Here is a 23,740-nt window from a genome sequence, read left to right on the forward strand (position 1 = left end):
GCCGCCCCGGCGCTCCCGCGCGGGTGACCGGCCGGTACCGCGGCTCCGTGCGGCAGGGCCGCCCCGGCGCGGCTCGGGACAGGGTCGGCGGCCGCGGGAGCCCGGTCGGGCGGCGATGGCCGGCCGAGCAGCGATGGTCAGTGGATGCGGCCGGTGAGGTGGACGCGGTCGCCGCCCGCCCGGCGCAGCGCGAACCGCCACGCGTCGTCGTCCTCCGCCGCGGCGGCGAACTCCACCGTCGACGGCAGGAGGATCGGGGCGTGGAAGGCGACGTCCACGGTGTACGCGTCGGGCAGCCGCGGGTCCAGGGCGGCCAGGCAGCGCGCCTTGCTCCACATCCCGTGCGCGATCGGCCGCCGGAACCCGAACAGCCGCGCGCCCACCAGCGAGGTGTGGATGGGGTTGCGGTCCCCGGACACGGCCGCGTACGCCGCGCCGGTCCCCCCGCCGACCCGCCACCGCGCCCCCGCGGGCAACTCCCCGCCCGCATCCCGGTCCCCGGACGGCCCGCCGACACCACCCGGCGCACCACCGGCACCGCCACCCGGACGGCCATCACCACCCGGACCGCCGCCACCGGACCTGCCACCGGACCCGCCCGCGCCAGCAGAGCCGGCCGGAGCGGACCCGCCCTCCGCGCCAGCCGGCACGGAATCGCCGGCCGAGTCGGCCGGAGCGGACCCGCCGTCCGGGTCGACCGGGGAGACGCCGGCTTCGTCGGAGCCGTCGGTCGAGCCCCGGCGCAGGTACGTCGACACCCCCCGCCACGCCACCCCCGCGGCGTCCGCGACCTCCACGACCACGTCGAACTGCCGCCCCCGCGGATGCCCCCGCAGCCCCTCCGCCCGGGCCGTCACCGCCAGCGCGTCGTCGACCGACAGCCCCCGCCGCACCTCGATCCGGTTCGCCACGTGCACGAGCCCGACCAGCGGAAAGGGAAAGTCCGGCTCGGTCATCAGGGACAGCGCCAGCGGGAACGCGAGCACGTGCGGGTACGTGCCCGGCAGCGTGTCCCGCAGCGGGAACCCGCACACCCGCCCGTACGCCGCCAGCTCCCCCCGGTCCATCCGCACCCCCGCGACCCGCAGTACCCGGTCGGGCAGCGCGTCCCCGGCGGCGCGCCCCGGCAGGGGCAGCGCCCGGGCGATGGCCCGGCGGTAGCTCGGGCCGAGGTCGGGCAGGCGGTCGAGGTCGGTGGCCATCACGCCCCCAGCAGGCTCTGCCCGCACACCCGGACGACGTTGCCGGTGATCCCGCCGGAGTCCGGCGCGGCCAGCCACGCGATCGTCTCGGCGACGTCGACCGGCAGCCCTCCCTGGGCGAGGCTGTTCATCCGGCGGCCGGCCTCGCGGACGAGGACCGGCATCGCCGCGGTCATCGACGTCTCGATGAAGCCGGGGGCGACCGCGTTGACGGTGATGCCGTCGGCGGCCAGCGCCGGGGCGAGGGCCTGCACCCAGCCGATGACGCCGGCCTTGCTGGCGGCGTAGTTGGTCTGGCCGCGGTTGCCGGCGATGCCGCCGATCGAGGAGACGCCGACGATCCGGCCGCCGCGCGGGAGCAGGCCGGCGTCCCGCAGCGCGGCGGTGACCCGCTCGGGGGCGGCGAGGTTGACGGCGAGGACGGCGTCCCAGGCCGCGTCGGGCATCCGGGCGATCGTCCTGTCCCGGGTGATGCCGGCGTTGTGCACGAGGACGTCCACCCGGCCGTGCCGGGCGGCGAGGTGGTCGGCGAGGCGGGCGGGCGCGTCGGCGGCGGTGAGGTCGAGTTGCAGGGCCGTGCCGGCGATCGCGTTGGCGACGCCGGCGAGCGCGTCGCCGGAGCCGGGCACGTCGAGGGCCACGACGTGCGCGCCGTCGCGGGCGAGCAGCCGGGCGATGGCCGCGCCGATGCCGCGGGCGGCGCCGGTCACGACGGCGACCCGGCCGTCGAGCGGCCGGTCCGGGTCGGCCGGCGGGGTCGCGTCGCCGGGGCCGATCGTGACGACCTGGCCGGAGACGTACGCGGACCGGGGCGACAGCAGGAACCGCAGCGTCGAGGCGGTCCCGTCCTCGGCGCCCGGCGCGACGTACACGAGTTGGGCGGTGCTGCCGCGGCCGAACTCCTTGCCCACGCTGCGCACGAACCCCTCCAGCGCGCGCTGCGCCGCGGCCGCGCCGACGCCGCCGGCGGCGGCCGGCGGGGTGCCGAGCACGACGACCCGGCCGCCGGCGGCGAGCAGCCGGGCGTGCGGGTGGAAGAAGTCGTACAGCGTGCGCAGCCCGGCCACGTCGGCGATGCCGGTGGCGTCGAACACCAGCGCGCCGAGGTTCTTGTGCGGCTGCTCGGCGACCTCGACGCCGCCCGCGTCGAGGACGGCCCGGACGGGCTTGCCGAGCCGCCCGCCCCCGCCGAGCAGGACCGGTCCGGGCAGGGGCGGGGCACCGGCCTCGTACCGGCGCAGTCGGGGCGGATCCGGCAGCCCGAGGCGCTTGACCAGGGCCCGGCCGGGGCCGGAGTTCGCGAAGCTCGCGTACCGATCGGTCATGCCTTCAGCGTACTGATGGGTAGGGTAGGGCTGATAGGGAAACGGCATCCCAAAGGGGCCAGCCGTGATCCAAAGGGGGGCCAGCCGTGATCCGAAAGGGGGCAGCCGTGCCGCGTACCGTTCGCCGCGTCGCCATCGTCGGGGGCAACCGGATCCCGTTCGCCCGCTCCGGCGGCCGGTACGCCGCCGCGTCCAACGCCGACATGCTGACCGCCGCCCTGGACGGCCTGGTCGCCCGGTACGGGCTGGCCGGGCAGCGGCTCGGCGAGGTGGTCGCGGGCGCCGTCCTCAAGCACAGCCGGGACTTCAACCTGACCCGCGAGTGCGTGCTCGGCGCGAAGCTCGACCCGGCCACCCCGGCGTACGACCTGCAGCGGGCCTGCGGCACCGGGCTGGAGGCGGTGCTGTCCGTCGCCAACAAGATCGCCCTCGGCCAGATCGAGGCGGGCGTGGCCGGCGGTGTCGACACCACCTCGGACGCCCCCGTGGCGCTCAACGACGACCTGCGTCGCACCCTGCTGGAGATCAACGCCGCCCGCTCGCTCGGCGACCGGCTGCGCGCGGCCGCCCGGCTGCGCCCGCTCCAGCCGTTCCAGCCGGAGACCCCGCGCAACGCCGAGCCGCGCACCGGCCGGTCGATGGGCGAGCACGCCGCGATGACCGCCCGCCGCTGGGACGTCGACCGGGCCGCCCAGGACGCCCTCGCCCTGGCCTCGCACCAGCGGCTGGCCGCGGCGTACGACGGGGGGTTCTTCGACGACCTGGTCACCCCCTACCTGGGCCTGACCCGGGACCAGAACCTGCGCGCGGACACCAGCATCGAGAAGCTGGCCGCGCTGAAGCCGGTGTTCGGCACCGCGGGCCCGCACGCGGCGACCGCGACGATGACCGCCGGCAACTCCTCGCCGCTCACCGACGGCGCCGCCGTCGTGCTGCTGGCCAGCGAGGAGTGGGCGCGCGAGCGGCAGCTCCCGGTGCTGGCGTACGTGCAGGACGCGCAGACCGCCGCCGTGGACTTCGTGCACGGCGAGGAGGGCCTGCTCATGGCCCCGGTGTACGCGGTGCCGGTACTGCTGGCCCGCAACGGGCTGGCGCTGTCCGACTTCTCCTACTACGAGATCCACGAGGCGTTCGCCTCGCAGGTTCTGGCCACGCTCGCGGCCTGGGAGTCGGCGGAGTTCTGCCGGGACAGGCTGGGCCTCGCCGGCCCGCTCGGCGGCATCGACCGGGCGAAGCTGAACGTGCACGGCTCGTCGCTGGCCGCCGGCCACCCGTTCGCCGCGACCGGCGGCCGGATCACCGCCACCCTGGCCAAGCTGCTCGCCACCGGCGACCGCGCCGGCCGCGGCCTGATCTCCATCTGCGCCGCGGGCGGCCAGGGCGTGACCGCGATCCTCACCGGACCGGACGCCTGAATTCCGCCCGTCCCACCCGGCATCCGGGCAAATCCGCGCGTTGGGGAGCCGGCCGTCATGGGCAGTAGCATGGCGGGGTGACCGTGCCGAACGTCCTCGCCTCGCGCTATGCCTCCGCCGAGCTGGTGGCCCTGTGGTCGCCGGCCGAGAAGGTCCGGCTGGAGCGCCGCCTCTGGCTGGCGGTGCTGCGCGCCCAGGCCGACCTCGGCGCCGCCGTCGAGCCCGGCGTGGTCGAGGCGTACGAGCGGGTGCTGGACACCGTCGACCTCGACGCCATCGCCGCCCGCGAGCGGGCCACCCGGCACGACGTGAAGGCCCGGATCGAGGAGTTCTGCGCGCTCGCCGGCCACCAGCACATCCACAAGGGCATGACGTCGCGGGACCTCACCGAGAACGTCGAGCAGCTCCAGGTCCGCGCGTCCCTGCTGCTCATCCGCGACCGTACGGTCGCCGCCCTGGCCCGGCTCGGCGCCCGCGCCACCCAGTACGCCGACCTGGTGCTCACCGGCCGCTCGCACAACGTCGCGGCGCAGGCGACCACGCTGGGCAAGCGGTTCGCGTCGGCGGCCGAGGAGCTGCTGATCGCGTACGAGCGGCTCACCGACCTGATCGACCGGTACCCGCTGCGCGGCATCAAGGGCCCGGTCGGCACCGCGGCCGACCAGCTCGACCTGTTCGACGGCGACGCCGGCCGGCTGGCCGAGCTGGAGCGGCGGGTCGCCGCGCACCTGGGCTTCAACCGGGTGCTGGACAGCGTCGGCCAGGTGTACCCGCGCTCGCTCGACTTCGACGTGCTGGCCGCGCTGGTCCAGGTCGCCGCGGCGCCGTCGTCGCTGGCCACGACCATCCGGCTGATGGTCGGGCAGGAGCTGGCCACCGAGGGCTTCAAGCCCGGCCAGGTCGGCTCGTCGGCGATGCCGCACAAGATGAACACCCGCTCGTCCGAGCGGATCAACGGCCTGGCCGTGGTCCTGCGCGGGTACCTGTCGATGGTCGGCGAGCTGGCCGGCGACCAGTGGAACGAGGGCGACGTCTCCTGCTCGGTGGTCCGCCGGGTGGCCCTGCCGGACGCGTTCTTCGCCCTGGACGGGCTGTTCCAGACGTTCCTGACGGTGCTGGACGAGTTCGGCGCGTACCCGGCCGTGATCGGCCGCGAGCTGGACCGCTTCCTGCCGTTCCTCGCCACGACGAAGGTGCTGGTCGCCGCCGTCCGGGCCGGGGTCGGGCGGGAGGTCGCGCACGAGGCGATCAAGGAGCACGCGGTCGCGGTGGCGCTGGCCATGCGGGAGAAGGGCGCGGTCGACAACGACCTGCTCGACCGGCTGGCCGCGGACGAGCGGCTGCGGCTGAGCCGGGACGCGGTCGAGGCGCTGGTGGGGGACCGGGCGGCGTTCGTGGGGGCGGCGCCGGCGCAGGTGGCGGCCGTGGTCGCGCGGGTGGAGTCGGTGCTCGCGGCGCACCCGGCGGCGGCCGCCTACAGCCCGGCCGAGATCCTCTGAGCCGTCACCAGCAGGTACCGCACGCGACGATCGGCGGGCGGGTGTCGTCCGGGATCCGCCCGCGGTAGCTGCTCGGGCCGATGACGGCGGGGGCGGGGTGGTCCAGGGTCCCGTCGTCCCGGACGGACCAGCAGTCCAGCGCGACCGTGTGGGCGTGCAGGCACACCTGCTGCATGCCGGGCCAGGCCATCATGTACGGCCCGCTGAAGTCGCGGGTCATCCGGACGCCCTCGGTGTAACTGGGCGAGTAGCCCACGTGCCCGTGCGCCCTCCCGTCGGTCCGCCCGTGGCTGACGAACGCGAGGTGCCACAGCCCCGTCGGGTCGGCCGGCGACGCGCGGCAGTACCGCACCCAGCCGCGCGCGTGGATCACCCGGTCGCCCGGCGTGGCCGTGACGGCGAGGATGCGGCCGGAGTTGCCCTCGCCGGGGCGGCAGTCGGTCGCCGCCGCCGGCGGGCGCGCGCCGGCCGGGGTCGCGGGGACGAACGTCGACAGCAGTACCAGTAGCGCCGCCAGTACCCGCATCGGTCACCCCTCGCCCCGTAAGCCGCAGCCGACGGGGCGAGTCTAGCTTGTGGAGGGTGGGTCAGCTCGCGGCCGCCAGGTGGCCGTGCCGTACGCCGTTCGCCTTGAGGGAGACGACGACCGCGGTGCCGTACGCGCAGATCTCGATCCACGAGGCCGTCAGGTTACGGTGGTCGAACCGCATCGCCACGATTGCGTTCGCCCCGCGGCTGAGTGCGTTCTGGGCCATCCGTTCGACCGCTTCCTCGCGCCATCTCGTGAGCATTTCGAACATGCGCGGATTGGAGCCGCCGTGCAGGGACTTGATGCCCTCGTTGAATGGATTGTTGGAGCGCGCGGTGATGCCGATGACCTCGCCGAGCACGTCGCGTATCTCGTACCCGGGAAGGGTGTCCGTGGTCACGACCAACATGATCGAAGTTTAGTCCGCATTGACCTGTCGCGGGACCGAATTATGAAAGCCCACATTGTCGGGACGACCGGCGGGCGAGCAGACCGCCGATCATTGCGGGCCGGAATGTGTCCTGCATCACTCGTACGGGAGTCGCCGCGGTGTGGTGCCGAAAAACCGTCGTACCCGACTGCTAAAGGCGCTTAGAATCGGGTCATCGCCGGTTGACGCCGGTGCCGGGCCATTGCGTGCCCGACGCCGTATCGCGGGTCCGGCCGGGTATCCCGGGTCTGCCGCCATTGGCTTCCATTGCCAATTCATTGCGCGCCATTCACGGCCCGACATTCTCCCGAATCCAGGCCAGGTGCCGGGCCACGCTCGCGTACATCTGCACGCCGGTGCCGGCCCGCGAGGCCACGCCGACCTGCTCGCCCGCGTGGAACTGCGGGCCGCCGGAGTCGCCGGGCCGGGCGTACCCGGTGCCGCGGGTGCTGCCGACCGCCGGCCCGCCGTAGTGGTCGGTGAACGCCGTGTCCGCCGCCACCCGGACCGTGGCCGTGCGCAGCACGGGCGACGGGCCGCAGTCGCCGGCGCAGGCGCGGCCCCAGCCGAAGATCTCGTCGTCCGCCCCGTGCGGCGGGTCCTGCGCCGCCAGCCGGACGGGCACCGGCGCGGTGATCGGCCGGGACAGCCGCAGCAGGACGATGTCCCACCGCGGCCGCTTGTGCTGGTCCAGCGGCGGCAGCACGATCCGCTCGACGACGATCGCCTCGCCCCTGGCCGCCTCGACGTGCCCGATCCGCATGGTGATCGGCAGCTCGCCGGGCTTCTCCATGCCGGGGACGCAGTGGGCCGCGGTCATCACCCACTGGGCCGCGACGACCGAGCCGGAGCACATGATCTTCTCGACCCCGGCCCAGTACAGCGCCGCGGCCCACGGCCCGGACTCCGCGTCCCTCCCGCCGAAGATCCGGTCGGCGGGGTCCCCGAACCGGTCGGCGGGACCACTCCCGAACCCGCCAGCGGGCCCGGCCACGGACCGACCGACCGGCGCCGCGGCGGCAGCCGCCCCGCCGCCACCGAGCGGACCCGTTCCGCACAGACCCGCCCCGAGCGGACCGGGTGCGAGCAGGCCGGGTCCGAGGAGGATCGCGGCCGCCAGGGCCAGGTGTGCGCGCAGCGCCATGGTTCGCTCCCGGGGGTCGGTGGGGTCAGCGGCCGATGTGCTCGCGGATCCAGGCGAGCCGGCGCGGCACGCTGGAGTACCACTGCATGCCGTCCGCGGCCGTCGAGGCCACCCCGACCTGCTTGCCGTCGTGGAACTGCGGGCCGCCCGAGTCGCCGGGGCGGGCGTAGCCGCTGTCCTTGGTACTGGAGATCGCCGGCCCCTGCCGGTAGTCGGTGACGCCGGGCGTCGTGACCCGGACCGTCGCCGTGCGGAGGACGGGCGACGGCCCGCAGTTCGCGGACGGCGCGCAGCTCCGGCCCCAGCCGAAGATCTCGTTCACCGCGCCGACCGGGGGCTCCGCGTCGCCGAGCCGAACCGGTACCGGGTCGGTGATCGGGCGGGACAGCTTGAACAGGGCGATGTCCCAGGACGGGTTGGCCGGCGGCTGGACGATCCGCTCGACGACGATCGCCTCCCCCTTGGCCGCCTCGACCTGCCCGACCCGGACGGTCACCGGCAGCGCGCCGGGCTTGACGACGCCGGGGACGCAGTGGCTCGCGCTCATCACCCACCGGTCGGCGACGACGGTGCCCGAGCACATGAGCTTGTCGGCGTCCGCCCAGTACAGCGCCGCGGCCCACGGCCCGGACTCCGCGTCCCTCCCGCCGAAGATCCGGTCCGCGGCCGGCGCGGCGGCCGGCGCGGCCGCCGCCGGGGCGGGCAGCAGGGCGCCGGCGAGGAGGGCGGCGAGGAGCAGCGAACGGCGCGGCATGGGCGGACCTCCGGTACGCGATCGGGTGGGGGCGGCGCGTCGGGCGATCGGCTGCGATCACAATCACAGTCATCGATAAGCTAGAGCTCAGCGATGGTGTTCACAAGAGCGGGCACGTACAAATGTGAATATCGCGGCCGCCGTACGATCGCCGGGTGGAGTTCCTCGTCGCGGCCCTGACGGCGTTCGCGCTGATCGTCCCCGTCGAGCTGCCGGACAAGACGTTCATCGCCACCCTCGTGCTCAGCACCCGGTACCCGCCGCTGCCCGTCTGGCTCGGCGTCGTCGCCGCGTTCGGCGTCCAGTGCGTCGTCGCCGTCGGCGCCGGGCACCTGATCAGCGCGCTGCCCCGCCGGCCGGTCGAGTTCGCCGCCGCGGCGCTGTTCGCCGTCGGCGCGGTCCTGCTGCTGCGCCGCGCCCGCCGGGCCGACGCCGCCGCGGCCGACGACGAGCGGGCGTACGGCGACCGGGTCGAGGCCGACCCGCGGCGCGGCTGGCGGGCGGCCGGGGCGAGCTTCCTGGTGCTGTTCGCCGCCGAGTGGGGGGACCTGTCGCAGCTCCTCTCCGCGGCGCTCGTCGCCCGCGGCCAGCCGCCGCTGGCGGTGTTCGTCGGGTCGTGGGCGGCATTGATGGTCGTCTCGGGCGTGGCCGTGCTCGTGGGGCGGTGGCTGCTCGCCCGGGTGAAGCTGTCCGTGGTGACGTACGTCGGTGCCGCGGTCTGCGCCGCCCTGGCCGTGGCGACCGCCGCGACGGCCCGGTGAGCAGCGCTGCCGGCACGGTCACCCGGCCGGTGGAGAACTCGCTCATCCGGGTACGCTGACCCTCGGTTCCATCCCCGCGCAACCCGCGTTTACGCAGGTCCGGCAAGCAGCAGATCCGGCCGCAGCGTAGGCCGCGTCGACCAGTCAGGAGACCTCCAGTGGCTCGCGTCGTCGTTGACGTCATGCTCAAGCCCGAAATCCTCGACCCCCAGGGACAGGCCGTCGCCGACGCGCTGCCCCGGCTCGGCATCGCCGAGGTCACCGCGGTGCGGATCGGGCGGCGCGTCGAGATCGAGTTCGCCGGCGCGCCGGACCCGGAGCTGGCCCGCGAGATCGCCGACAAGCTGCTCGCCAACCCGGTGATCGAGGACTTCACGGTCTCCGTACCGCAGGAGGGTTCGGCCGCATGAGCGCGGCCGGCACCCGGGCCCGGGTGGGGGTCGTCACCTTCCCCGGCTCGCTCGACGACGGCGACGCCGCGCGCGCCGTCCGGCTCGCCGGCGGCGAGGCCGTCCGGCTCTGGCACGCCGACCCGAAGCTGCACGGCGTGGACGCCGTCATCCTGCCGGGCGGCTTCTCGTACGGCGACTACCTGCGCGCCGGCGCCATCGCCCGGTTCGCGCCGGTGATGGCGACCATCGTCGACGCCGCCCGCGAGGGCCTGCCCGTACTGGGCATCTGCAACGGCTTCCAGGTGCTCTGCGAGGCGCACCTGCTGCCCGGCGCGCTGACCCGCAACCAGCACCTGCACTTCCGCAACCGGGACCAGGTCCTGCGCATCGAGTCCATCGCCACCGCCTTCACCAATGCGTACACCGCCGGGCAGGAGATCCTCATCCCGGTCAAGAACGGCGAGGGCTGCTACGTCGCCGACGAGCGGACGCTCGACGCGCTCGAGGCCGAGGGCCGGGTGATCGCTCGGTACGTCGGCGGCAACCCCAACGGGTCGCTGCGCGACATCGCCGGCATCGCCAACGAGCGGGGCAACGTCGTCGGCCTGATGCCGCACCCCGAGCACGCCGTGGAGGAGCTGACCGGTCCGTCGCTGGACGGGCTGGGCTTCTTCACCTCGATCCTCAGCCAGTTCGGCCGCACCCCCGCGGCCAGCGGCGCCGCCGCCGCGAACGCCCCCGGAGCAACCGCATGACCGCACAGCCCGAACCCATCGCGGCGCCGCCGGCCGCGGACGCGGTGGACACCGTCGCGGCCGCCGCCGGCTCGGCCGACGCCACCCAGCCGTACGCCGAACTGGGCCTCAAGGACGACGAGTACGCCCGCATCCGGGAGATCCTCGGCCGCCGGCCGACGCAGTCCGAGCTGGCGATGTACTCGATCATGTGGAGCGAGCACTGCTCCTACAAGTCGAGCAAGGTGCACCTGCGCCAGTTCAGCGAGAAGGCCCCGCCGAACACCCGGATGCTCGCCGGTATCGGCGAGAACGCGGGCGTCGTCCGGGTGTCCGACGAGCTGGCCGTGACGTTCAAGGTGGAGTCGCACAACCACCCGAGCTTCGTCGAGCCGCACCAGGGCGCGGCCACCGGCGTCGGCGGGATCGTCCGGGACATCCTCGCCATGGGCGCCCGCCCGATCGCCGTGATGGACCCGCTGCGGTTCGGTGCCGCCGACCACCCGGACACCGCCCGGGTCTTCCCCGGCGTCGTCGCCGGCATCGGCAGCTACGGCAACTGCCTCGGCCTGCCCAACATCGGCGGCGAGGTCGTGTTCGACCCCTGCTACCAGGGCAACCCGCTGGTCAACGCGCTGAGCATCGGCGTGCTGCCGGTGGCCCGGCTGCAGAACAAGGCCGCCGCCGGCGCCGGCAACGTCGTCGTCCTGCTCGGCGCCCGGACCGGCCGGGACGGCATCGGCGGCGTCTCCGTGCTGGCCAGCGCCACCTTCGACGACGAGTCGACGCAGCGCCGGCCGTCGGTGCAGGTCGGCGACCCGTTCATCGAGAAGCTGCTGATCGAGAGCTGCCTGGAGATCTACGACGCCGGCCTGGTCGTCGGCATCCAGGACCTCGGCGGCGCCGGCCTGACCTGCGCGCTGTCCGAGACTGCCGCGGCGGCCGGCACCGGCATGCGGGTCGAGCTGGAGAAGGTGCCGCTGCGCGAGGCGTCGATGGCGCCGCACGAGGTGCTGGCCAGCGAGTCGCAGGAGCGGATGCTGCTGATCGTCGCGCCGGAGAACCTCGACGCCGTCCTCGACATCGCCGACAAGTGGGGCGTCGCCGCCACCGCGATCGGCGAGGTCGTCGAGGCCGACGACGCGCAGAAGGGCGGCCGGCTCGTCGTCACCTGGCACGGCGCCACGGTCGTGGACGTGCCGCCGGGCTCGCTCGCCGACGACGGCCCGGTGTACGAGCGGCCGATGCGCGAGCCGTCCGACCTGATCCTGCTCCAGGCCGACCGGGCCGAGACGCTGCCCCGGCCCACCACCGGCGACGCGCTGCGGGAGACCCTGCTGCGCATGGTCGCCTCGCCGAACCTGTGCGACAAGTCGTGGGTGACCGAGCAGTACGACCGGTACGTCCTCGGCAACACCGTCCTGGCCCAGCCCGAGGACGCCGGGATGATCCGGGTGGACGAGGCCACCGGCCTCGGCGTGGCCGTCTCCGTCGACGGCAACGGCCGGTACTCGCGGCTGGACCCGTACACCGGGGTCAAGCTGGCGCTCGCCGAGTCGTACCGCAACGTCGCCGTCAGCGGCGCCGCCCCGATCGCGGTCAGCAACTGCCTGAACTTCGGCTCGCCGGAGGACCCGGGCGTGATGTGGCAGTTCGCCGAGACCTGCCGCGGCCTCGCCGACGGCTGCGCCGAGCTGGGCATCCCGGTCACCGGCGGCAACGTCAGCTTCTACAACCAGACCGGCTCGGTGGCGATCCACCCGACCCCGGTCGTCGCGGTCCTCGGCCTGATCGAGAACGTCGCCGGCCGCGTCCCGATGGGCTTCCGCCGCGAGGCGGACGTGATCATGGTGCTCGGCGAGACGCGCAACGAGCTGTCCGGCTCCGAGTGGGCGTGGGTCGCCCACCGGCACCTCGGCGGCCTGCCGCCGCGGGTCGACCTGGCCGCCGAGCGCGCGCTGGGCGCGGTCGTCGCGGCCGGCGCCCGGACCGGGCTGATCAGTACCGCGCACGACCTGTCCGACGGCGGGCTCGCCCAGGCGCTCGTGGAGTCCTGCCTGCGGCACGGCGTCGGCGCGCAGATCGCGCTGGCCGACGACACCCCGCTGGACGCGTTCACCCAGCTCTTCAGCGAGTCGGCCGGGCGGGCGCTGGTCAGCGTCCCGCGCGGGCACGAGAAGGCGTTCGCCGCGCTGTGCGACGAGCACGGGGTGCCGTGGACGGCGCTCGGCGTGGTCGACCCGGCCGGGGACGCGGCGCTGACCGTACGGGACCAGTTCACGGTCTCGATCGGCACGCTGCGCGACGCGTCCGCGGCGACGCTGCCGGGCCTGTTCGACCGGCCGGCGGCGGTCGCCGCGGCGGCGGCCCCGGCCGCGGCCGACCCGGTGACGCTCGCCCCGACCGCGCCCCCGGCCCCCGGCGCGGCCGCACCGGCGACGTCCGGACCCACGACTACCGGACCCACGACGTCCGGACGGGTGACGTCCGGACCGGCGACGACCGGACCGGCGACGACCGACCCGGCAGCCGCCGGCCCGGCGGCTGCCGGCAGGTCCCCGGCCGCTGGGGGTGCCGCCGGCGATGCCGCGGACGCCGCGGGTGCCGCCGCCGCTGGTGCCGAACCCGCTGGCCCGGCCGGCGCCGGTGCGGCGGAGGATTCCGGTTCCGCCACGAAATCGGCGCGGCCCGCCGGTGGCGCGGCGGACTCGGTAGGGTCCGAGACCGGGGCGGCGTCCGACGCGGACGAGCCCCCCGCCGAGGAGGGCGCGGCACCACCCGCCGCGCCGAGGTCCACGCCCCGCGGCGCCGCGGCGAAGCCCACCAACCCGGCGCGGCGCGGGAAGGGCGCGGCCGGCAAGGGTTGACGAGGTGAGGTAGCGAGTGACGGCCACGCGGTCCGCCGAGCCGGTCTACGGCCAGCCCGGTTCCGGGGTGCGGTTCGACTGGGGCATCGCCGGGGCCGCCTCGCTCGCCAAGGTCTGCGCGGCGCTGGTCGTCGTCGACGTCCTCTCGTTCACCACCGCGGTCGACGTGGCGGTGGGCCGGGGCATCCGGGTGCACCCGTTCCCGTGGGGCGACCAGGCCGCCGCGTACGCCGACCGGGTCGGCGCCGCGCTGGCCGTCGGCCGCTCCGAGCAGTCGGCGGCGCGGCCGTACTCGCTGTCGCCGGCCTCGCTGTTCGCCGCCCCGTACGTGCCCGACCTGGTCCTGCCCTCGCCCAACGGCTCGGCGATCTGCGCCGCCGCCGGGGTCAGCGGCATCCCGGTGCTGGCCGGCTGCGTGCGCAACGCCGACGCGGTGGCGCAGTGGCTGCGCCGCAACGGGTACGGCACCGTGGACCGGCCGGTCGGCGTCGTCGCCGCCGGCGAGCTGTGGCCGGACGGCGCGCTGCGGCCCTGCGTGGCCGACCTGGTCGGCGCCGGCCTGCTGCTGGACGGCCTGATCGGCGCGCCCGGCGGCCTGTCGGTCGAGGCGGCCGTGACGCTCGCCGCGGTGGACGCGCTGCCGGACCTGCGGGCGGCGATCCTGGGCAGCGCCTCCGGGCAGGAGCTGGTCGACTACGGGTTCGCGGCCGACATCGACGCGGCGGTCGCGCGCGGGACGTCGGCGGTGGTGCCGGTGCTGCGCGACGGCGCCTTCGGCGTCGCCGTCGCCTGACCCCGCCCGGCGCACCCGACCGCGGTCACCGATCCCGCCGGTGCGCCCCGGTCCCGCCCGGCGTGCCCGCCGGCGGCGGTCGCGGGCGGCGCACCCGGCCGGCGGGGGTCAGTCGTCCATCCACTCCGTCGAGCGGCGCTGCGGCGGCTGGTCGCCGGACGGCTGGCTGAGCCCGCTCAGGTACGACTCCGGGGTCACCGGCGCCCCGCCCTCCGGCCGGAACATGCCGGTCGGCTCGTCGTACCGCGGCGACTCGCCGGTCGGCGCCGGCGCGCCCGCCGGGAAGTACGGCGACGGGGACGGCCCGCCGTACCCGCGCGGGTGGCTGGCCCGCGGCTCGTCGGCGGCGCCGGGCTGCGCCGGTACCGCGGACTCGGCCGGCGCCCCGAAGGCCGAGAAGGCGCTGGCCGGGGCGACGACGTTCGGGTAGCCGCCGGTGCCGCCCGGCACGGCCGCCGGGTACCCGCCGCTCGGGTAGCCCGCGTCGCCGAAGAAGCTGCTCTCGGCGTTGGCGTTGGGATACCCGCCGGTGGGCGAGCCGACCGCGTACCCGCCCGGCGCGGCCTGCGCCGGGAAGCCGCCGCTGTGCTCGCCGGCCCGGCCGGGCGCCGGGTAGCCGTCGGGGTGGCCCTGCGCCGGGAAGCCGCCGGTGCCGCCGCGGGCGGGGAAGCCGCCGGTGCCGTCGGGCCCGGCCGGCGCCGGGTAGCCGCCGGGTCCGTGCTCCTGCGTCGGTACGGTCCCGAAGGTCCCGCTGGCGCCGAACGCGCTGAAGCCGTCGCCGCGCGGCGCCTCCGCGCCGTACGGGGGCGCGGGCGCGCCGAGGACCGGCGTCGTGCCGGTGCCGTACGGGTCGGCCGGCGGGAAGCCGTACCCGCCCGCGCCGACCGTCGTCGTGTTGGAGTCGCCGACCGGGGCGAGGGTGCCGACCCGGGTCTCGCCGCCGCCCTCGTACCCGGCGGGCGCGCTCCACGCCGGCGGCGCCCCGTACTGCGGCTGCCCCGGCACCTGCGGCGGCAGCCCGTACGGGTCGGCGTACTCGTCGCGCACCGCCGGCTGGGTGACCGTCTGCGCGTTGGCCAGCGGGTCCGCCGCGACGGGCTGGTTGACGATCGCGGTCGCGTCGCCGAGCGGCGGGTACGGCGCGCCGCTGCCGCCGGCGGGGGCGGCGGCCGGCCCGGTCGCGCCGCCGCGGTCCTTGTTCTCCTGCCGGCGGCGCAGCAGCAGCAGGATCAGCCCGCCGATGCCGAGCGCGAGCACGAGGAGGCCGACGACCACGCCGATCCAGAACAGCGGGCTGCTCGAGTCGCCGGACGCGGGCGTGGTGGCGCCGGGCGCGCTGTCGCTGGGCTCGTCCGCGGGCGTCGGGTCGCTGGACGGCTGGGTCGCCGTGGGCGTGGGCGTCGGGCTCGGCGTCGGGCGGACGGTCGAGCGCAGCCGCAGCAGGACGCCGCTGACGTTGCCGTTGTCGGCGGCCCGGACGGTGACGATCTGGCTGCCGTACTCGTCGGCCCGCGCGCCGATCTGCACCTGGCCGGGCGAGATGGGCTGCTGGGCGGAGCCGAAGAAGGCGAACCGGCCGCTGCCGTCGGCGGTGGTGGACTGCTTGTGGTCGGCGGAGTCCTTCAGGCCGACCTGCGCCCCGCCGACGCCCTCGCCGGTCTCGGCGTCGACGATCCGGCCGCTGATCCGCCGCGCGCTGGGCGCCCGCTCGGGCCCGAAGATGGTGAGCTGGTCCTCGGCCCGCTGGCCGCCGCTGATCACCGCGACCCGGACCGGGCGGACCTCGCCGACCGGGATGTCCCGCGCGGTCAGCCGGGCGGTGTAGGTCTCGTTCTCGCCCGGCTCCAGGGTGACCTCGCAGTCGCCCTCGCACGCGAGCGCGGAGTCGGTCTCGACCCGCACCCGCGGGGAGCCGACGACGAGCGTGGCCTGATAGGTCAGCGTCGCGGTCTTGCCGGAGCGCAGCCGCCGCGGGTCCAGGCTGATGATCTGGATCTGCGCGTCCGCGCGCTGCCCGGCGGCGAGCGCGGGCGGCGTGGTCGGTGCGGCGCCGGCGGGGGAGGCCAGCGGCATCAAGCCGAGGATCGCGGCCAGCGCCATCCCGGCGCGGGGGATCCAGGCTCGTCGCTGCGTTGTCACGGGCCACCGCCTTCCATCGGAGCACGTCGGCTATGCACCGACGGTCACTATGCCCTGTCCCGGCCCGCGTTCGCGACCCCGGGGTGGTCCGAATGTGGCCGATTTCGCCGACGTATCGTTCCGGCGTGTCCATCCCGCCCGATCCGTCGCTCCCCACGTCGGCCGTGCTCGCCGCTGTCGCCGGCGGAAAGTCGCCCGAGCCGGCCGACCTGCGGGCGGCCGTTCGGGCGTTGCTGGCCACCCTCGCGGCGCGCGCGCCGGGCCGCGCGGTGGAGGTTCGGGTACCGCCGTACGGCGCGGTGCAGTGCGGCGCCGGACCCCGGCACACCCGCGGCACCCCGTCGAACGTCGTCGAGTTGGACCCGCTGACCTGGGTGTTGCTGGCCGCGGGCGCGCTGACCTGGGCCGACGCGGTCGCCGCCGGCCGGGTGGCGGTCAGCGGCATACGCGCGGATCTGTCCGTATTTCTGCCGTTATTAACGCCCGACTCGCCGCCGGGCAACCGGCCGGCCGGCACCTGATCGCCCGGCACCCGCCGACCCTCCACAGTCGCGTCGCCGTCACGTCGCGTGCCGGGCAGCTCCACGATGGGTCGGGTAAACTCGGTGGAAACCACGAAAGCGCCGTGCCCGCCCTCGCCCGCCACCCGCGCTGCCGCCGCTCATGATCCCCCGGGTCGGACCGGTGTCGCCGCGACGTGCCCGGGTCGGTAGGCTCGGCGGCGGCGCACCCGACGGCGAACCCCGAACCGGCGGGCGCTCGACCAGCGCGAGGAGTGGCAGTGCCCCGAGGCGACGGCCAGTTGAGCCACGACCTCGACCCGGAGGAGCCGGGCCCGAAGGACGAGTGCGGCGTGTTCGCCGTCTGGGCGCCGGGCGAAGAGGTCGCCAAACTCACCTACTACGGCCTGTACGCGCTCCAGCACCGCGGCCAGGAGGCCGCGGGCATGGCGGTCAGCGACGGCACCCGGCTGGTCGTCTACAAGGAGATCGGGCTCGTCTCCCAGGTCTTCAACGAGGCCACCCTGGCCAGCCTGCGCGGCCAGCAGGCGCTCGGCCACACCCGGTACTCCACCACCGGCGGCTCCACCTGGGAGAATTCGCAGCCGACGATCCGCGCTACGACCTCCGGCACCACGCTCGCGCTGGCCCACAACGGCAACCTGGTCAACACCGCCGAGCTGGCCGCGGAGGCGCGCAAGCGCGGCCTGACCGTGGACGGCACCTCCGACACGCACGTGATCACCGCGCTGCTGGCCAGCCGGCCCGACCTGCCGGTCGAGGCCGCGGCGCTGGAGCTGCTGCCGACCGTCCGGGGCGCGTTCAGCTTCGTCTTCATGGACGAGACCACCCTGTACGCCGCCCGCGACCCGCACGGCGTCCGCCCGCTGATGCTCGGCCGGCTGGAGCGCGGCTGGGTGGTGGCCAGCGAGCAGGCGGCGCTGGACATCGTCGGCGCCAGCATGGTCCGCGAGGTCGAGCCCGGCGAGCTGCTCGCCATCGACGAGAACGGCCTGCGCTCGACCCGGTTCGCCGCGGCCGACCCGAAGGGCTGCATCTTCGAGTACGTCTACGTCGCCCGCCCGGACGCCACCATCGCCGGCCGCAACGTGTACGCCGCCCGGGTCGAGGTGGGCCGCCGGCTCGCCGCCGAGCACCCGGTCGAGGCCGACCTGGTGATGCCGGTCCCGGAGTCGGGCGTACCGGCGGCGATCGGCTACGCCGAGGCGGCCGGCATCCCGTTCGGCCACGGCCTGACCAAGAACGCGTACGTCGGCCGCACGTTCATCCAGCCGTCGCAGACGATCCGGCAGCTCGGCATCCGGCTCAAGCTGAACCCGCTGCGCGACGTGATCCGCGGCAAGCGGCTGGTCGTGGTCGACGACTCGATCGTCCGGGGCAACACCCAGCGGGCGCTCGTCCGGATGCTGCGCGAGGCCGGCGCGCTGGAGGTGCACATCCGCATCTCGTCGCCGCCGGTCCAGTGGCCGTGCTTCTACGGCATCGACTTCGCCACCCGGGCCGAGCTGATCGCCACCGGGCTGGACAACGACGGCATCCGCCGCTCGATCGGCGCGGACTCCCTCGGCTACGTCTCGCTGGACGGCCTGGTGGCCGCGACCGAGCAGCCGAAGTCGCGGACCTGCCGGGCGTGCTTCGATGGGGAGTACCCGATCGGGCTGCCCACGCCGGAGCTGATCGGCAAGCACGTCCTGGAGGCGGTCGGCAAGCGGGTCACGGCCGGCGACCCGGCGCCGGCCGACCGTTCCTGAACTCCTCGACCGGACAGAACAAAGGGGTATTGACCGTGACGCACGTGCACGAGCGCACCGGCGGCGGGCCGGCCGGGGGCGCGCGCTCCGCGACGTACGCCGCGGCGGGGGTGTCGATCGAGGCCGGCGACCGGGCCGTCGACCTGCTCAAGAACAAGGTCGCCGAGACGTCCCGGCCCGAGGTCATGGGCGGCCTGGGCGGGTTCGCCGGCCTCTTCAAGCTGGACATGACCAAGTACCGGCACCCCGTCCTCGCCTCGTCCACCGACGGCGTCGGCACCAAGCTGGTGATCGCCCAGCAGCTCGACATCCACGACACGGTCGGCATCGACCTGGTCGCGATGTGCGTGGACGACCTGGTCGCCTGCGGCGCGGAGCCGCTGTTCCTGCTCGACTACATCGCCTGCGGCGAGGTGGTGCCGGACCGGATCGCCGAGATCGGCGCGGGCATCGCCGACGGCTGCCGGTACGCCGGCTGCGCGCTGCTGGGCGGCGAGACGGCCGAGCACCCGGGCGTGATGCGCCCGCACGAGTACGACATCTCGGCCAACGCCGTCGGCGTGGTCGAAGAAGCCGACCTGCTCGGCCCGCACCGGGTGGAGATCGGCGACACGGTCCTGGCGATGGGCTCGTCGGGACTGCACTCGAACGGGTACTCGCTGGTCCGGCACGTGCTGCTCGGCGCCGGCCGGATGCGGCTGGACACCGTGGTGGAGGAGTTCGGCGGCCAGCGCACGCTGGGCGAGGAGCTGCTCACCCCGACCCGGATCTACGCCCGGGACTGCCTGGCCCTGATGGTCGAGGCGCAGGTGCGGGCGTACTGCCACGTCACCGGCGGCGGCATCCCCGGCAACCTGAACCGGGTGCTGCCGCCCGGCGTGGACGCGATCGTGGACCGGGCCACCTGGCGCCCGGCGCCGATCTTCGACCTGGTCCGGGCCAAGGGCCGGATCGAGCAGGGCGAGATGGAGGCCACGTTCAACATGGGCGTGGGCATGTTCGCGGTCGTCGCGCCCGAGGACGCCGACCGGTCGCTGGCGTTCCTGACCAACCGCGGCCTGACCGCGTGGCGGGCCGGGGAGATCGTCGCGGGGACCGGCGAGGTCCGGATGGTGGGCTCGCACACCCGCGGCTGACGCCCGTCGTGCGCCCGGTGCGGATCCGGACGCCGTGCCGGTACGCCGTTTCGGCCATAGGATGTCCACTATGGGCGAGGACGGCGGCGGCGCACTCCCCGATAGCGGGCTGCCCGGCGGCATGCGCGGGCTCGCCGAGCGCCCGGCGTACGTGGTCATGCAGCCGACGACCCTGTGCAACCTGGACTGCACGTACTGCTACCTGCCGCTGCGCGCCGCGAACCGGCGGATGCCCGTCGCGGTGGCCGCCGCGGTCGCCGCGGCCGGCAACGCCTGGGCGGCGGCGGACCGGTTCTCGGTCGTCTGGCACGGCGGCGAGCCGCTGGCGGCCGGGCGGGAGCACCTGGCGGCGCTGATCGCCCCGTTCGACCCGGCGGTCGAGCACCACGTGCAGACCAACGCCACGCTGATCGACGACGCGTGGTGCGAGTTCTTCGCCGCGCACCGGATGCGGGTCAGCGTCAGCGTGGACGGCCCGCGGGCGCGCAACGCGGCCCGGGTCGGGCGGGGCGGGCGGCCGGCGTACGACCGGATCGCCGCCGGGGTGGCGGCGCTGCGCCGGCACGGCATCCCGTTCGCGGCGCTGTGCGTGGTCAGCGACCCGACGCCGGCGCTGGCCGGCGAGCTGTACCGGTACTTCCTCGACCTCGGCTGCGAGATCCTCGGCCTGAACATCGAGGAGCAGGAGGGGGTCAACCGGCGGGTGACCGCGCCGCCCGCGGCGGCGGTGCGCGGCTTCTGGGCGGCGCTGACGGCGGCCTGGCGGGCGGACCCGCGGATCCACCTGCGGGAGATCGAGTGGAGCCTGCGGTACGCCGCCGCGGTCCTCGAGGGCACCGACGGCGACCTGCTGCCGCGCCGGCTGGACCCGATCCCGACGGTCGGTCACGACGGCGCGGTGGTGCTGCTCTCGCCGGAGCTGGCCGGATTCACCGATCCGCGGTACGGCGACTTCAGCTCCGGCAACGTCCTGCGCACCCCGCTGCCGGCGATCCTGGCCGGCGCCGGGCGGGCGGGCTGGATCCCGGAGTTCCTCGCCGGGGTGGAGGCGTGCCGGGCGTCGTGCGGGTACTTCGGTTTCTGCGGTGGGGCGCACGCGGCAAATCGATACTTCGAGATTGGACGATTTGACGGTACGGTGACAAATCACTGCCGCAACAGCAAGATGCGGCTCCTGGAGGGAGTGCTCGACCATGTCGACGCCCATACGCCCGACCGCGGCTGACCCGCCGCCCGGTGCGGTACCCGCCAGGGTCCGCGACGCCCGCGCCGGCCTGACGGCGCTGCTGGCCGAGGCGGCGGCGGCCCGGCGGCGCCGGGCGGAGGCGGACGGGCCGACGGCGGGGGCCGTCTGCGCCTGGAACCACTTCGAGAACATCCCGACGTTCTTCAACTGGAACAACCGCCCGCGGTGAGCCGGCGGTGCGCCGCGGGCGCACGGCAATGAGCGGCGGGCGATCAGCCCGTCCGCTCACTGCGGTGGTGCGGGATTCCCGGGGGTCAGCGGGAGGAGGAGGACCAGCGGTCGTCCGCGTCGTCCTCGGTGTCGTCGTCGGAGTACGGGTCGCGCTCGTCGCTGTCGCTCACCGACGTGCTGCCACCACCGAGCTCGCGCTGAAGTGCAGTGAGATCGGTGTTCGGGGAGTGGTACTTCAACTCCCGGGCGACCTTCGTCTGCTTCGCCTTCGCACGGCCGCGTCCCATGGCGACCCCCTCGCACACATGTCGGGGCAGCACGATGGCAGAGCCACCGCGGGGAGCCCCGATGAAGTCCGGCATCTCTCGTGGCTCTTACGGTACATGGGTACGGCCGGGTTCGGCACCTCGGGTCGGGTGGCATACCCGCCCACCTCCGGCCGGGTCCCCCCACACGGCCAGCTATGCCAGCCGGCCGGACGATCGCCGGCGGACCGGACATACCGCCGCGGCCCGCCCGGTTGGCCGACGCGGGACGGGGCGGCGCGGCGCCGGCGGGGGCCCACCCGCCGGCAACCGTGCGTACCGGGTCAGACCCGGATCGTGCTCAGCCGGCCCACCTCGGCGATCCGCTGCTCGGCGAGCCGGTCGGCCGCGACGGCCGCCGGGATGCCCTCGGCGTCGGCCGACTCCAGGATCCGCTTCGTGGTGTCGAAGATGCCGGTCGCCCGCGCCTTGGCCCGGGCGAAGTCGAAGCCCTCGATCTCGTCGGCGACCTGGATCACGCCGCCGGCGTTGACGACGTAGTCCGGCGCGTACAGCACGCCGCGCTCGTCCAGCAGCTTCTCGATGCCGGGGTGGGCGAGCTGGTTGTTCGCCGCCCCCGCGACCACCTTCGCCCGCAGCACCGGGACGGTGTCGTCGCTGAGCGCGCCGCCCATCGCGCACGGGGCGTACACGTCGATGTCGGACGTGATCAGCGCCTGCGTGTCGTCGACCAGGTCCACCTCGGGGTGGTGCTGCCGGGCCCAGGCCAGCGCCCGCTCGGAGACGTCGGTGGCGACGATCGCGGCGCCGTCGTCCAGCAGGTGCCCGACGAGGTACCGGCCGACCTTGCCCAGCCCGGCGACGCCGACCCGGCGGCCGCGCAGCGACGGCGCGCCCCAGGCGTGCTCGGCGGCCGCCCGCATGCCCTGGAAGACGCCCCAGGCGGTGAGCACCGACGAGTCGCCGGAGCCGCCGCGCGCCTCGGACCGGCCGGTGACGTAGTCGGTCTCGCGGTGGATGACGTCCATGTCCCGGACGTACGTGCCGACGTCGCACGCGGTGTAGTAGCGGCCGCCGAGCGACTCGACGAACCGGCCGTACGCGCGCAGCAGCGCCTCGGTCTTGATCCGGTCGGGGTCGCCCCAGATGACGGCCTTGCCGCCGCCGAGGTCGAGGTTCGCGAGCGCGTTCTTGTACGCCATCCCGCGGGACAGGTCGAGCACGTCGTGCAGCGCGTCCGCCTCGCTGGCGTACGGGTAGAAGCGGGTGCCGCCGAGGGCCGGGCCCAGGGCGGTCGAGTAGATGCCGATGATGGCTCTGAGCCCGGACTGCTTGTCCTCGCAGAAAACGACCTGTTCGTGCGCGGCCGTGCTCTCGGGCCCGGTGCTGAATACGCCCATTGCTGCTCCAAGGTACCTGGGTGGGGCAGCGGACCCGTGCAGCGTCCGCCGCCGTGGCCGACGGGTGGGTGACGTCGGTCCCACGCCCTGAGGGTAGTCGTCGGCGGCGGTCCGCCGCGCGCCGCGCCCTGGCCGGGCGGGCCGGGGATTCCGTGGGAGGATCGCGGACGTGCCCTCCCCGTTCGCGTCGTATCTCCGGGTGTACGAGCCATTGGCCGCGTTCAATCGCGAGCGCCGGTCGCACTGGCGCCGATACATTGACGAGGATCGTGCCGTCGCCCCGGCCGACGGCCCGGCCGTCCAGCGTGCGACGGTGCTGGCCGCGCTGGGCGCGGGCTGGACCCGGCTGCCCGACCTGCCGGACGAGGCGTACGTGCTGACCGACCCCGCGCTCGCCGCCGACGACGGCCCGCTGGTCTGCCCGTGGGACCTGCGGGTGCGGGTGGCCCGGGCGGCGCTGAGCGCGCGCGACGGGGTGCCGCAGGTGCTCGCCGATGCGTTCGTCCCGGCGGTCCTCGCCGGCCGGGCCCGGACGGTGCTGGACGAGTGGCGGATCGCCGACGGGGCCGACGACGACGCCGAGCCGCAGCCGCACGAGCAGGAGGCGACCTGGGGGGTGCCGCTGCGCTGGTTCGTCTTCTTCGAGGCGGCCGAGCGGACGCTGGCGCTCGCGCCGGGGGAGCGCGCGCTGCGCTACCGGACCCGGATGGGCCGGGCCCGGCGGCGGGCGCACCGGGCGGCGGCGGTGCTGCGCAAGGCGGTCGGCGAGGCCCCGATCACCGACGCCGTGGAGGAGAGCCTGCGCTGGCTCGAGGGCTTCCACCCGCGCTCGGTGGTGGAGCTGGACTACGGCGGCATCGTGGACCTGCTGTCCGACGACGAGCTGACCGCGGACGACTCGCCGGCGCTCGCGGCGGCCGGGCTGGCGGGGCTCGGGCGGGCCGACGGGGACGCCGCGACCCGGTCGTACGAGACGCTCGTGAGCCGCTGGCGGACGGTCCAGCTCCGCGAGCGGATCAACTGATCGGGTACGTCAGACGTTTAAACGTTCGGTAACCATAATCTTGCTCTCTGTATAGATCATTTAAAGATGACCTTCATCAATTGCCGTAACCGTCCGATTGCGGAGCGTGAAATGAACCAGCATTAAGACGGATTCACAGTAAAAAAAGCGGGCAAAAACGGTCAATCATCATCCATCCATCTAGGGACGTTAAACCGTTCGGCCCATGTCGGACATTGCGGTCTAGCCGGACCATGTAAGT

21 protein-coding genes and 1 pseudogene are annotated in these 23,740 nt (G+C 75.0%); 13 read left to right on the top strand and 9 right to left on the bottom strand.

The genetic code is table 11. From position 1 onward, the window contains the following. Positions 1–137 precede the first annotated feature (137 nt). Positions 138–1,205 carry a MaoC/PaaZ C-terminal domain-containing protein gene (locus IEY94_RS23425; protein WP_229783460.1) on the bottom strand — a complete coding sequence of 356 codons (1,068 nt, stop codon included), beginning with the start codon at positions 1,203–1,205 and terminating at the stop codon, positions 138–140. Beyond that, a complete protein-coding gene (locus tag IEY94_RS09395) occupies positions 1,202–2,527 on the bottom strand; it encodes a 3-oxoacyl-ACP reductase (RefSeq protein ID WP_189169691.1) in 1,326 nt (441 codons plus the stop codon). Before IEY94_RS09395 ends, IEY94_RS23425 begins: the two co-directional genes overlap by 4 nt. Before the next feature lie 107 nt (positions 2,528–2,634). On the opposite strand from IEY94_RS09395, the gene IEY94_RS09400 reads away from it, so the two are divergent. Together IEY94_RS09400 and purB are read left to right on the top strand one after the other, a co-directional pair. Further along, positions 2,635–3,942 (top strand): acetyl-CoA C-acetyltransferase, encoded by a 1,308-nt coding sequence (locus tag IEY94_RS09400; RefSeq protein WP_189169692.1) that lies wholly within the window; start codon positions 2,635–2,637, stop codon positions 3,940–3,942. Between the two features lie 77 nt (positions 3,943–4,019). Then, positions 4,020–5,441 carry an adenylosuccinate lyase gene (gene purB / locus IEY94_RS09405; RefSeq protein ID WP_189169693.1) on the top strand — a complete coding sequence of 474 codons (1,422 nt, stop codon included), beginning with the start codon at positions 4,020–4,022 and terminating at the stop codon, positions 5,439–5,441. A gap of 4 nt (positions 5,442–5,445) precedes the next feature. Here the strand turns inward: purB and IEY94_RS09410 are convergent, their stop codons facing one another. The 4 genes from IEY94_RS09410 to IEY94_RS09425 form a co-directional block, all read right to left on the bottom strand. Further along, the gene (locus IEY94_RS09410; RefSeq protein WP_189169694.1) at positions 5,446–5,967 is read right to left on the bottom strand and encodes a hypothetical protein; all 522 of its coding nucleotides are present in this window, start codon (positions 5,965–5,967) and stop codon (positions 5,446–5,448) included. Positions 5,968–6,028: 61 nt separating this feature from the next. Then, positions 6,029–6,379, bottom strand: a complete 351-nt coding sequence (locus IEY94_RS09415; RefSeq protein WP_189169695.1) for a YbjQ family protein — start codon at positions 6,377–6,379, stop codon at positions 6,029–6,031. Positions 6,380–6,689: 310 nt separating this feature from the next. Further along, entirely contained in the window at positions 6,690–7,544 is an 855-nt protein-coding gene (locus tag IEY94_RS09420; protein WP_189169696.1) for a S1 family peptidase, read from the bottom strand. A 25-nt stretch (positions 7,545–7,569) separates the two neighbouring features. Continuing rightward, a complete protein-coding gene (locus IEY94_RS09425) occupies positions 7,570–8,298 on the bottom strand; it encodes a S1 family peptidase (RefSeq protein ID WP_189169697.1) in 729 nt (242 codons plus the stop codon). Between the two features lie 155 nt (positions 8,299–8,453). On the opposite strand from IEY94_RS09425, the gene IEY94_RS09430 reads away from it, so the two are divergent. The 5 genes and pseudogenes from IEY94_RS09430 (at position 8,454) to IEY94_RS09450 (ending at position 13,845) form a co-directional block, all read left to right on the top strand. Continuing rightward, the gene (locus tag IEY94_RS09430) at positions 8,454–9,059 is read left to right on the top strand and encodes a TMEM165/GDT1 family protein (protein ID WP_189169698.1); all 606 of its coding nucleotides are present in this window, start codon (positions 8,454–8,456) and stop codon (positions 9,057–9,059) included. Between the two features lie 158 nt (positions 9,060–9,217). Next, a complete protein-coding gene (gene purS, locus IEY94_RS09435) occupies positions 9,218–9,469 on the top strand; it encodes a phosphoribosylformylglycinamidine synthase subunit PurS (RefSeq protein WP_189169699.1) in 252 nt (83 codons plus the stop codon). Next, complete coding sequence (purQ, locus tag IEY94_RS09440) at positions 9,466–10,206, top strand: phosphoribosylformylglycinamidine synthase subunit PurQ (RefSeq protein ID WP_189169700.1); 741 nt, start codon at positions 9,466–9,468, stop codon at positions 10,204–10,206. Before purS ends, purQ begins: the two co-directional genes overlap by 4 nt. Further along, a pseudogene (purL, locus tag IEY94_RS09445) lies at positions 10,203–12,635 on the top strand (phosphoribosylformylglycinamidine synthase subunit PurL); the annotation flags it as partial. The gene purQ and the pseudogene purL, both read left to right, overlap by 4 nt. A gap of 433 nt (positions 12,636–13,068) precedes the next feature. After that, positions 13,069–13,845, top strand: coding sequence for a 2-phosphosulfolactate phosphatase (locus tag IEY94_RS09450; RefSeq protein ID WP_189169702.1), 777 nt, complete (start codon positions 13,069–13,071; stop codon positions 13,843–13,845). Positions 13,846–13,953: 108 nt separating this feature from the next. Here the strand turns inward: IEY94_RS09450 and IEY94_RS09455 are convergent, their stop codons facing one another. After that, positions 13,954–15,984, bottom strand: a complete 2,031-nt coding sequence (locus tag IEY94_RS09455; RefSeq protein WP_189169703.1) for a carboxypeptidase regulatory-like domain-containing protein — start codon at positions 15,982–15,984, stop codon at positions 13,954–13,956. 164 nt (positions 15,985–16,148) lie between these two features. Between IEY94_RS09455 and IEY94_RS09460 the strand changes: the two genes are divergently transcribed. The 5 genes from IEY94_RS09460 (at position 16,149) to amcA (ending at position 20,807) form a co-directional block, all read left to right on the top strand. Continuing rightward, positions 16,149–16,505 (top strand): sterol carrier family protein, encoded by a 357-nt coding sequence (locus IEY94_RS09460; RefSeq protein ID WP_373291254.1) that lies wholly within the window; start codon positions 16,149–16,151, stop codon positions 16,503–16,505. A 260-nt stretch (positions 16,506–16,765) separates the two neighbouring features. Continuing rightward, positions 16,766–18,256 (top strand): amidophosphoribosyltransferase, encoded by a 1,491-nt coding sequence (gene purF, locus IEY94_RS09465; RefSeq protein WP_189169705.1) that lies wholly within the window; start codon positions 16,766–16,768, stop codon positions 18,254–18,256. Between the two features lie 35 nt (positions 18,257–18,291). After that, complete coding sequence (gene purM, locus IEY94_RS09470; RefSeq protein ID WP_189169706.1) at positions 18,292–19,392, top strand: phosphoribosylformylglycinamidine cyclo-ligase; 1,101 nt, start codon at positions 18,292–18,294, stop codon at positions 19,390–19,392. A 121-nt stretch (positions 19,393–19,513) separates the two neighbouring features. After that, positions 19,514–20,617, top strand: coding sequence for a cyclophane-forming radical SAM peptide maturase AmcB (gene amcB / locus IEY94_RS09475; protein ID WP_189169851.1), 1,104 nt, complete (start codon positions 19,514–19,516; stop codon positions 20,615–20,617). Beyond that, complete coding sequence (gene amcA, locus IEY94_RS09480; RefSeq protein WP_189169707.1) at positions 20,586–20,807, top strand: multiple cyclophane-containing RiPP AmcA; 222 nt, start codon at positions 20,586–20,588, stop codon at positions 20,805–20,807. The genes amcB and amcA overlap by 32 nt, the downstream gene beginning before the upstream one ends. A gap of 85 nt (positions 20,808–20,892) precedes the next feature. On the opposite strand, the gene IEY94_RS09485 is transcribed toward amcA, so the two are convergent. Together IEY94_RS09485 and IEY94_RS09490 are read right to left on the bottom strand one after the other, a co-directional pair. Continuing rightward, positions 20,893–21,096 carry a DUF3073 domain-containing protein gene (locus tag IEY94_RS09485; RefSeq protein WP_189169708.1) on the bottom strand — a complete coding sequence of 68 codons (204 nt, stop codon included), beginning with the start codon at positions 21,094–21,096 and terminating at the stop codon, positions 20,893–20,895. Positions 21,097–21,398: 302 nt separating this feature from the next. Beyond that, on the bottom strand, positions 21,399–22,475 hold the full coding sequence (locus IEY94_RS09490) for a Leu/Phe/Val dehydrogenase (protein WP_189169709.1): 1,077 nt from the start codon (positions 22,473–22,475) through the stop codon (positions 21,399–21,401). 169 nt (positions 22,476–22,644) lie between these two features. Here IEY94_RS09490 and IEY94_RS09495 point away from each other — a divergent pair, with 169 nt between their 5' ends. Further along, positions 22,645–23,499: a DUF8083 family protein gene (locus tag IEY94_RS09495; RefSeq protein WP_189169710.1), complete on the top strand. Its 855-nt coding sequence runs from the start codon at positions 22,645–22,647 to the stop codon at positions 23,497–23,499. Positions 23,500–23,740 lie beyond the last annotated feature (241 nt).

This window comes from Pilimelia anulata (genome assembly GCF_014647895.1).
In the GTDB taxonomy this organism is placed as follows: domain Bacteria; phylum Actinomycetota; class Actinomycetes; order Mycobacteriales; family Micromonosporaceae; genus Pilimelia; species Pilimelia anulata.